This is a genomic window from Streptomyces lavendulae subsp. lavendulae, assembly GCF_002803845.1.
Classification (GTDB): domain Bacteria; phylum Actinomycetota; class Actinomycetes; order Streptomycetales; family Streptomycetaceae; genus Streptomyces; species Streptomyces lavendulae.
Genome location: NZ_CP024985.1, coordinates 585,459 through 596,732, shown reverse-complemented (window position 1 = coordinate 596,732; position 11,274 = coordinate 585,459). Strand labels below are relative to the sequence as shown.

The following is an 11,274-nucleotide window of genomic DNA, read 5'->3' as shown; positions in this document are numbered from 1 at the left end:
ACGGAGCACATGATGACCACATCGAACGAGAAGATCGTTCAGGCACTGCGGGCCTCCCTTCAGGAGACCGAGCGGCTGCGCCGGCAGAACCGGAAACTGACGTCCGACTCCCACGAACCCATCGCCATCGTGGCGATGAGCTGCCGCTTCCCCGGCGGGGTGACCTCGCCCGAGGAACTGTGGCAGCTGGTGGCGGACGGCGGCGACGCGATATCCGGCTTCCCCGCCGACCGCGGCTGGGACCTGGACGCCCTGTACGACCCCGACCCGGACCACGCGGGCACCTGCTACGTCCGGCACGGCGGCTTCCTCGACGGCGTCGGCGAGTTCGACGCCGGGTTCTTCGGCATCTCGCCGCGCGAGGCGCTGATGATGGACCCGCAGCAGCGGCTGCTCCTGGAGACCGCCTGGGAGGCGTTCGAACGGGCAGGCATCGACCCGGCCGCACTGCGCGGCAGCCGCACCGGAGTCTTCGCGGGCACCAACGGCCAGGACTACGCCCGGCTGTCCACCTCCCCGGAGGACTTCGACGGATACCTGGGCACGGGCAACGCCGCCGCCGTCATCTCCGGACGCCTCGCCTACACCTTCGGCTTCGAGGGACCCGCCGTCACCGTCGACACGGCGTGCTCGTCCTCGCTCGTCGCCCTGCACCTCGCCGCCCAGGCGCTCCGCAAGGACGAATGCTCGCTGGCCCTGGTCAGCGGTGTGACGGTCATGTCCACCCCCGGCGCGTTCATGGAGTTCAGCCGGCAGCGCGGGCTGGCCGCCGACGGCCGGTGCAAGCCGTTCTCGGCCGCCGCCGACGGCACGGGCTGGTCCGAGGGCGTCGGCATGCTGCTCGTGGAGCGGCTCTCGGACGCCCGCCGCAACGGCCATCGCGTCCTGGCCGTGGTCCGGGGCAGCGCCGTCAACCAGGACGGCGCCTCCAACGGCCTGACGGCCCCCAGCGGACCCGCGCAGCAGAAGGTCATCCGCCAGGCACTGGCCAACGCCGGCCTGACCGGGGCGGACGTGGACGCCGTCGAGGCGCACGGCACCGGCACCTCGCTCGGCGACCCGATCGAAGCCCAGGCGCTCCTCGCCACGTACGGCCGGGACCGGCCGGCCGGGCGGCCGCTGCTCCTCGGCGCGCTCAAGTCGAACATCGGCCACACCCAGGCCGCCGCGGGCGTCGCGGGCGTCATCAAGATGGTCATGGCCATGCGCCACGGGGTGCTCCCGGGCACCCTGCACCTCGACGAGCCCTCGCCGCACGTGGACTGGTCGGCCGGCGCCGTCCGGCTGCTGACGGAGCCGGTCGACTGGCCCGAGGGGGAGGGGCCGCGCCGCGCCGGGGTGTCCTCCTTCGGGGTCAGCGGTACCAACGCCCACGTCGTCCTGGAACAGGCCGCCCCCGATACGGAAGGGGCTGCGGCCCCCGCCCCCGTACCGGACTCCCGGACGCCCCTGCTGTGGCCGCTCTCGGCCCGCAGCGCCGAGGCGCTGCCCGAACAGGCCCGCCGACTCCTCGCGTACGTGCGGGAGCACCCGCGGATCCCGGCGGCCGACATCGCCCGTGCGCTGGCGACGACGCGGGCCGGACTGCCGCACCGTGCCGCCGTGGTGGGCCGGGACCACGACGAACTGGTCACCGCCCTGGCGTCCTTCGCCCGCCACGAGGCGACGGGCCACGCCTTCGAGGGCACGGCGGCCCGGAAGAAGAAGGCGGCGTTCCTGTTCTCCGGACAGGGGAGCCAGCGGCTGGGGATGGGGCGTGAACTGTACGCGGCCCTCCCGGTGTTCACCGAGGCCTTCGACGCGGTCTGCTCCGCACTGGACGCGCACCTGGAACGGCCCCTGCGGGAGGTGGTGTTCGGTGACGACGCCGAGCTGCTGAACCGGACCGGTTACGCCCAGGCCGCCCTGTTCGCGGTCGAGGTGGCCCTGTTCCGGCTGGTGGAGTCCTGGGGCGTCCGGCCGGACCTCCTGGCCGGGCATTCGGTGGGCGAGTTCGCCGCCGCCCATGTGGCCGGGGTGTTCTCGCTCGATGACGCGGCGGCCCTGGTGGCCGCTCGGGGACGGCTGATGCAGGCGCTCCCGGCCGGGGGCGTGATGGTGGCCGTGGAGGCCTCGGAGGAAGAGGTACGGGGCCTGCTGGCCGGGTACGAGGACCGGGTGGCCATCGCCGCTGTCAACGGCCCGTCCGCGGTGGTGGTTTCGGGCGCCGAGGAAGCGGTGGCGGAGGTCGTCGACCGGCTGTCGGCCGACGGCCGCAAGACGAAGAGGCTGACCGTCTCCCACGCCTTCCACTCACCCCTCATGGACCCGATGCTCGACGCGTTCCGCAAGGTCGCCGAGGGCGTGACCTTCTCCGAGCCGGACATCGCACTCGTGTCCACGGTCACGGGCCGCCCGATCACCGCCGCGGAGCCGGCCGACGCCGGGTACTGGGTGCGTCAGGTCGTCCGGGCCGTGCGCTTCGCGGACACGGTCGCCGCCCTGTCGGACGCCGGTGCCTCCGTGTTCCTGGAGATCGGCCCCGGCGGCGTACTGACGGCCCTGGCCCAGGCACTGCTCGACGAGCAGCCGGCGGTGACCCTGCCGGTCCTGCGCCCGGACCGTCCCGAGGACCTCGCGGTGGCCTCCGCGCTGGCCCGGCTGCACGTCCACGGCGTCACGCCCGACTGGAACGCCCTGCTCGGCGCCCCGGGCCCCGTACTCCCCGACCTGCCCACCTACGCGTTCCAGCGCCGCCGGTACTGGCTGGAGGGGACGGCCTTCTCCGGACAGCGGACCGAGACCGGGGCCGCGGACCCGGCGGAGGACGGATTCTGGCAGGCCGTGGAGAGCGCCGACCTCGAAGCGTTCGCGCGGCGGCTCGACGTGGCCGACGACGCGCCGCTCAGCTCGGTGCTCCCCGCCCTCACCATGTGGCGGCGCAGGAACCGCGAACGGTCCACCCTGGACGGCCTGCGCTACCACACCGTCTGGAAGCCCGCCGCGACCGCGGCCACCGAGATCCGGTTACCCGGCACCTGGCTCGTCGCGGTGCCCGCCGGGCACCCGACGGACGAAGACCCCTGGGTGGCGTCCGCGCTACGGGCCCTGCGCGACCACGGCGCCGAGGTGCGCACCGTACCCGTGGAGCCGGGCACCGGGCGGACGGACCTCGCCGACCGGCTGCGGACCGCACTGGACGGCACCACCGCCGGCGGAGTCCTCTCGCTGCTCGCCGTCGACGAGCGGCCGCACCCCGTGCACACCGCGCTCCCCGAAGGGCTCGCCGCGACCCTGGCGCTCGTCCAAGCCCTCGGCGACGCCGCCCCCGGCGCCTCCCTGTGGTGCGTGACCCGGGGTGCCGTGTCCACGGGCCCCTCGGACCCGCTGCGCAGCCCGCTCCAGGCACAGGTGTGGGCACTCGGCCGCACGGCGGCGCTGGAGCACTCCGACCGCTGGGGCGGCCTGCTGGACCTGCCCGGCGAACTGGACGACCGGGCGGCACGCCGGTTCGCCGGGGCGCTCGCCGGGGCCCACGCGGCCGAGGACCAGCTGGCGGTCCGGGCCGCGGGAGTCCTCGTACGACGACTGCGGCGCGCGCCGCGGGCGGCGGCCGGTCCGGACGGCACGACCACCGGGTGGCGGCCGCGCGGGACCGTGCTCATCACCGGAGGCACCGGAGCCCTCGGCGCTCACGTGGCCCGCTGGCTGGCGGACGCCGGCGCGGCGCACCTGGTCCTGACCAGCCGGCGCGGGGAAGCGGCCGCGGGCGCCGACGCCCTCCGCGCCGAACTGGAGGAACGCGGGGCGGAGGTCACCATCGAGGCCTGCGACATCGCCGACCGGACAGCGGTTGCCCGGCTGCTCGACGGCCTGCCCGGGGACCACCCGCTGACCGCCGTCGTACACGCCGCCGGAGTGGGCACGCCCGGCATGCTGGCCGAGACGACGCCGGAGCGGTTCGCGGACGTCCTCGCCGCCAAGGCGGCCGGTGCCCGCCATCTGGACGAGCTGCTCGGCGACCGCCCGCTGGACGCCTTCGTCCTCTTCTCCTCCATCTCCGGAGTGTGGGGCGCGGCCGGGCAGGCCGCGTACGCGGTGGCGAACGCCTCCCTCGACGCGCTCGCCGAGCACCGCCGGTCGCGCGGGCTCACCGCCACCGCCGTCGCCTGGGGGCCGTGGGCGGGCGGCGGAATGGTCGAGGACGGCGACGCCGAGGAACGGCTGCGCAAGCGCGGCCTCCCCGCCCTCGACCCGGCGTCGGCGCTCGCGGCGCTGCGCGGAGCCCTGGACCGTGACGAGACGGCCGTGACGGTCGCCGACGTCGCCTGGGAGCGGTTCGCACCCTCCTTCACCCTCCTGCGGCCCAGCCCGCTGATCGCGGAGGTCCCCGAGGCCGCCGCCGCCCTGACGGCAGCGGCGGCGGATCCGGCTCCGGGAGGGGCGGGCCGGGGCGAGGCGACCGAGTTCGTCCGCCGGACCCGCACCCTGACCGGGCCCGAGCGGGCCCGAGCGGTCCTCGCGCTCGTACGCGGCGAGGCGGCGGCCGTGCTCGGCCACCAGGACACGGACGCGGTCGCCGCCGACCGCGCCTTCCGCGAACTGGGCTTCGACTCCCTGACCGCCGTCGAACTGCGCAACCGGCTGAACAAGGCCACCGGCGTCCACCTCCCCGCCACCCTCGTCTTCGACCACCCGTCCCCGGCCGTGCTCGCCGCACACCTGCTGACCGAACTGACGACGGCCGACACCGGCGAGAGCTCCGGCGCCGCCCGGGCAACGGCCGCGGCCCGTACCTCCGGGGACGACGAGCCCGTCGCGATCGTCGCCATGAGCTGCCGCTACCCGGGCGACGTACGCACCCCCGAGGACCTCTGGCGCCTGGTCGCCGAGGGCCGTGACGCGATCGGCGGCTTCCCCGCCGACCGGGGCTGGGACCTGGAGTCGCTCTACGACCCCGACCCCGACCGGCCCGGCACCACCTACGCCAAGGACGGCGGCTTCCTCTACGACGCCGCCGACTTCGACCCGCAGTTCTTCGGGATCTCGCCCCGCGAGGCCCTCGCCATGGACCCCCAGCAGCGACTCCTCCTGGAAACCTCCTGGGAGGCCTTCGAACGGGCCGGACTCGACCCCACCTCGCTACGGGGCACCAGCACCGGCGTCTTCATCGGCTCCGGCTACCAGGACTACGCGGCGCGCCTGCTGAGCGTCCCGCAGGACCTGGAGGGCTACATCGGGACCGGAAGCTCCGGCAGCGTCGTCTCCGGCCGGATCGCCTACTCCCTCGGCCTCGAAGGGCCGACACTGACGGTGGACACGGCGTGCTCCTCCTCGCTGGTCGCCCTGCACCTGGCCACCCAGGCCCTGCGGCGCGGAGAGTGCGACCTGGCCCTGGCCGGCGGCGTGACCGTGATGTCGAGCCCGAACGCCTTCATCGAGTTCAGCCGCCAGCGCGGCCTGGCCGCCGACGGCCGCTGCAAGTCCTTCGCGGCCGCGGCCGACGGCACGGGCTGGGGCGAGGGCGTCGGCCTCCTGCTGGTGGAGCGGCTCTCCGACGCCCGCCGCAACGGCCACCGGGTACTGGCGGTGGTCCGCGGATCGGCCGTCAACCAGGACGGCGCCTCCAACGGCCTGACCGCGCCCAACGGTCCGGCGCAGCAGCGCGTGATCAGGCAGGCCCTCGCCGACGCCGGACTGGCCGCGGCGGACGTGGACGTGGTGGAGGCGCACGGCACCGGCACCCGGCTCGGGGACCCGATCGAGGCGCAGGCGCTGCTGGCCACGTACGGCCAGGACCGGCCGGAGGGCCGGCCGCTGTGGCTGGGCTCCCTGAAGTCCAACATCGGCCACACCCAGGCCGCCGCCGGAGTGGGCGGGATCATCAAGATGGTGCAGGCCATGCACCACGGCATCCTCCCCGGGACCCTGCACGTGGACGCGCCGACCCCGCACGTCGACTGGTCGACGGGTTCGGTCCGGCTCCTGACCTCGGCCGTCGACTGGACGGCCGACGGCGAACACGGCCGGCGCGCCGGAATCTCCTCCTTCGGCGTGAGCGGCACCAACGCCCACGTCATCATCGAGCAGGCCCCGCCGCAGCCCGCGGCGCCCACCGGGACGCGCCCCGCGCCGGGCGTCGTGCCGTGGCTCGTCTCCGGAACCAGCCCGGCGGCCCTCCGGGACCAGGCCGAACGCCTCCTCGCCCACATCGAGGGCCACCCGGAACTCGAACCCGTCGACGTGGCCCTGTCGCTGGCCACGACCCGGGCCGCCCTGGAGCACCGGGCGGTGGCGCTCGGCACCGACCGTGGGGAGTTCCTGCCGGCGCTGCGCGCACTGGCGGCGCGCGACACGACCGGACCGGCGGACCCGGCACTGCGTGGCACCGCCGCCACGGACCGTCGTACGGCGTTCCTGTTCCCGGGGCAGGGGAGCCAGCGGCTGGGGATGGGGCGTGAGCTGTATGCGGCCTTCCCGGTGTTCGCGGACGCCTTCGACGCGGTGTGCGCGCATGTGGACCAGTACCTCGAACGTCCGCTGGCGGGTGTGGTGTTCGGTGAGGACGCCGCCCTGCTGGACCGGACGGCGTACGCGCAGCCCGCGCTGTTCGCGGTCGAGGTGGCGTTGTTCCGGCTGGTGGAGTCGTGGGGTGTCCGGCCGGACTTCCTGGCGGGTCACTCGGTGGGCGAGTTCGCGGCCGCCCATGTGGCCGGGGTGTTCTCACTGGAGGACGCGGCGGCCCTGGTGGCGGCGCGCGGGCGTCTGATGGAGGCGCTCCCGGCCGGGGGCGTGATGGTGGCGGTGCAGGCCTCGGAGGATGAGGTACGGGACCTGCTGTCCGGGTTCGAGGGCCGTGCGGGTATCGCCGCGGTCAACGGCCCCTCCGCCGTGGTGGTTTCGGGCGCGGAGGACGCCGTGACGAAGGTGGTCGACCGGCTCTCGGCCGACGGCCGCAGGACGAAGAGGCTGTCCGTCTCGCACGCCTTCCACTCCCCGCTCATGGACCCGATGCTCGACGACTTCCTCAAGACGGTGGAAACGGTCGCCTTCGGAGCCCCGACCCTTCCGGTCGTCTCCACCCTCACCGGCGCCCCCGTGCCCGCGGAGGAGTTCTGCTCCGCCGAGTACTGGGTGCGCCACGTCCGCGAGGCCGTCCGCTTCGCCGACGCCGTCACAGCCCTCGCCGATCTGGGCGTCCGTACCTTCCTGGAGGTCGGTCCGGGCGGGGTCCTGACCGCCATGGCCCAGGACTCCCTCGACGAGGACGCCGTCACCAGCCCCCTCTTGCGCACCGACCGCCCCGAGGGCCTGGCCGTCACCACCGCCCTCGCCCACCTCCACGTCCACGGCACGCCCGTCGACTGGTCGGCCGTCCTCGCCGGACGCGGCGCCCGACGCGTCGACCTGCCCACCTACGCCTTCCAGCGCAGCCGCTACTGGCTCGACACCCGCCCCGCGGCCGGGGACCTCGCGAGTGCCGGCCTGCGCACGGCGGACCACGCGCTCCTCGGCGCCGCCGTGGCGCTCGCCGACGGCGAGGGCGTCGTCCTCACCGGGCGGCTGTCGACGGCGGCACACCCCTGGCTGGCGGAACACCAGGTCATGGGAGCGGTGCTGCTACCCGGCACGGCCCTGGTCGACCTCGCGATCCGCGCCGCCGACGAGGCCGGCTGCGACCGGGTCGACGAACTCACCCTCCAGGCCCCGCTCGTCCTGCCCTCCCGGGGCGGCGTCCAGCTCCAGGTCACCGTCGCCGGACCCGACGACACCGGGCGCCGGACCGTGCGGGTCCACTCCCGGCCGGACGGTGCGGGCCCCGACGAACCCTGGTCGACGCACGCCGTCGGCGTACTCGCCACGCACGCGCCGGAGGCGGCCGCACCCGCACGGCCCGATCCCGCGGCGGACCTGTCGCAGTGGCCGCCCGCCGCCGCGCGGCCCGTACCCACCGAGGGGTACTACGAGCGGCTGGCGGAACTCGGCTTCGGCTACGGACCGGTGTTCCAGGGCCTGCGCGCCCTGTGGCAGCGCGACGGGGAGGTGTTCGCGGAGGTCGCCCTGCCGCAGGACACCACCGCCGACGGCTTCGGCCTCCACCCGGCGCTGCTCGACTCCGCCCTGCACGCCGTCGGCCTGGGCGGCCTGCTCCCGGACACCGGGCAGGGACGGATCCCGTTCGCGTGGAGCGGGGTACGCCTCGACGCGACCGGGGCCACCGGCCTGCGCGTGCGGCTCACCTCGCCCGCCCCGGACACGGTGTCCCTCCTCGTCGCCGACGCCACGGGCCGTCCGGTCGCCTCCGTGGAGTCCCTCGTGCTGCGGGCGGTGACCGCCGACCAGCCGGCCACCGCGCGGCGGGTCGAGCACCAGGACACCCTGTACCGGATGGACTGGCCCGCACTCCCCCTGGGAGAACCCGGCTCCACCCCCGACCCCACCCGGGTGGCGGACCACACGGGTCTCCTCGCGCTCCTGGCCGCCCCCGGCGGCGCCGACGGACTCCCCGCGCTCCCGGACACCGTCCTCATACCCGCCCCGCACGCGCCCGGCGACGCTACGGCGCAGGACGTACGGGAGGTGACCCAGCACGGCCTCGAACTGCTGCGGACCTGGCTCGGCGACGACCGCACCGCACACGCCCGGCTGGTCCTGCTCACCCGGGGGGCCGTCGCCCCCGTACCCGGAACCACGGTCACCGACCCGGCGCAGAGCGCCCTGTGGGGTCTGGTACGGTCCGCCCAGTCGGAGAACCCCGGACGCCTGGTCCTCGTCGACACCGACGACCCCGACGGCCACGGCCCGTCCGGACGGGCCCTGCACGCCGCGCTCGCCACCGGCGAAGCCCAGTTCGCGCTGCGCGACGGCGCCGCGTACGTCCCCCGGCTCGCCCGCCGCTCACCCGGCGACGGCCTGCGGCCCGCCCCCGGCGCCACCGCCTGGCGCCTGACCACCGGCGCCACCGGCACCCTCGACGACCTGGCCCTGACGGAGAACCCCGCGGCCACCGCCCCGCTCGGCCGGGGCCAGGTCCGGATCGCCGTGCGCGCCGCCGGCGTCAACTTCCGTGACGCCCTCATCGCGCTCGGCATGTATCCGGGGGCCGCCACCCTGGGCAGCGAGGCCGCCGGCGTCGTCGCCGAGACCGGCCCCGGGGTCACCGGACTGGCGGTGGGGGACCGGGTGTTCGGCATGGTCCCCGAGGCGTTCGGCCCGCTCGCCGTCGCCGACCACCGGATGGTCGCGCGGATCCCGCAGGGCTGGACGTTCACCGAGGCCGCGTCGGTGCCGATCGTGTTCCTGACCGCCTACTACGCCCTCGTCGACCTGGCCGGCCTGAAGGCCGGGCAGTCGCTGCTGGTGCACTCCGCGGCGGGCGGCGTCGGCATGGCCGCGACCCAGCTGGCCCGGCACCTCGGTGCCGAGGTCTACGGCACCGCGGGACCCGGCAAATGGGCGGCCCTGCGGGCGGACGGCCTCGACGAGGAGCACCTCGCCTCGTCCCGCGACCTCGGCTTCGAACAGCGGTTCCTCGCCGCCACCGGGGGCCGCGGCGTGGACGTCGTGCTCAACTCCCTCGCCGGCGCCTACGTGGACGCCTCCCTGCGCACGCTGACCGACGGCGGCCGCTTCCTGGAGATGGGCAAGACGGACGTCCGCGACCCCGAACGGACCGCGGCCGAACACCGGGGGGCCGCGTACACCGCCTTCGACACCATCGAGGCCGGACCCGAACGCATCGGCGCCATGCTCCGCGAACTGGTGGCGCTGTTCGAGACCGGGGCGCTGCGGCCGCTCCCCGTCACCTGCTGGGACGTACGCCGGGCACCCGACGCGCTGCGCCACCTGAGCCAGGCCCGGCACGTCGGCAAGCTCGTCCTCACCGTCCCCGCCGCACCCGACCCCGGCGGCACCGTACTCGTCACCGGCGCCACCGGTGCCCTCGGCGGGCTCGTGGCCCGCCACCTGGTGACCCGCCACGGCGCACGCCACCTGCTGCTCGCCGGCCGGCGCGGCCCGGCCGCCGAGGGAGCGGCCGCCCTGCGCGACGACCTGCTCGCGCGGGGCGCCGAGACCGTCACGCTGGCGGCGTGCGACGCCGCCGACCGCGACGCGCTCGCCGCACTGCTGGCCGGGATCCCCGCGGACCGGCCGCTGACTGCGGTGGTCCACGCGGCCGGGGTGCTCGACGACGGCCTGGTCGCCACGCTCACCGGGGACCGGCTGGACGCCGTACTGCGCCCCAAGGCGGACGCCGCGCTCAACCTCCACGAGCTGACCCGGGGCCTGGACCTGTCGGAGTTCGTCCTGTTCTCCTCCGTCGCCGCGACCCTGGGCAGCGCCGGGCAGGGCAACTACGCCGCCGCCAACGCGTTCCTGGACGCCTTGGCCCAGCGCCGCGCGGCGGCCGGCCTGCCCGCCACCGCCATCGCCTGGGGCCCCTGGGCCGACAGCGGCATGGCCTCCGGGATGGACGAGCGGGGACGCGGGCGGATGGCCCGTTCCGGACTGGTGTCCTTCCGCGCCGAGGAGGGCCTGGCGCTCTTCGACGCGGCCCGGACGGGCGAAGACGCCGTCGCGGTACCCGTCCGCTTCGACACCACCGCGCCCGCCACCGGCCCGGACCCCGCCGGGGAGGTCCCGGCGGTCCTGCGCGGCCTCGTCCGCCGGACCGTCCGGCGCACCGCCCGGGAAGCCGTGGCGGCCGAAGGCGCCGACGCGCTGCGCGAACGGCTCGGCGCCCTGTCCGACCCCGAACGGGACGGCGTCCTCCTCGACCTGGTACGCACCCAGGTGGCGGCGGTGCTCGGCATCGGCGGCCCGCGCGACGTCGACCGCAACCGGGAGTTCAAGCAGCTCGGCTTCGACTCGCTCACCTCGGTGGAGCTGCGCAACCGGCTCAATGCCGCCACCGGACTCCGGCTGCCGGCCACCCTCGTGTTCGACAACCCGACGCCCGTCGCGCTCGCCGAGCGGATCCGGCTCGACCTCGTGCCGGACCCGGCGCCCGGCGCGTCCGCCCTCGCGGTCTTCGGCGAACTCGACCGGCTGGAGACGGCCCTCGCCGCCGTAGGCGCCGACGACGACCTGGTCCGGTCCCGGATCAGGGCCCGCCTGCACGGCGTGCTCGCCGCCCTCGGCGAGGGCACCGCGGCCGACGGGTCGGGCGGCGGCTCCTCGCCCGACGAGGCGTCCGACGAACGGCTGCGCAGCGCCACCGTCGACGACATCTTCGCCCTCATCGACCAGGAGCTGGACGGCGCCTGAGCACCCGGACCACACGGTGCACACTTC

The 11,274-nt window shown here is 75.7% G+C and carries 1 protein-coding gene; it reads left to right on the top strand.

Annotated elements, in window-relative coordinates:
* Positions 1–12 precede the first annotated feature (12 nt).
* Positions 13–11,247 (top strand): type I polyketide synthase, encoded by an 11,235-nt coding sequence (locus tag SLAV_RS02835; RefSeq protein ID WP_100660763.1) that lies wholly within the window; start codon positions 13–15, stop codon positions 11,245–11,247.
* The last annotated feature ends 27 nt before the right edge of the window (positions 11,248–11,274 follow it).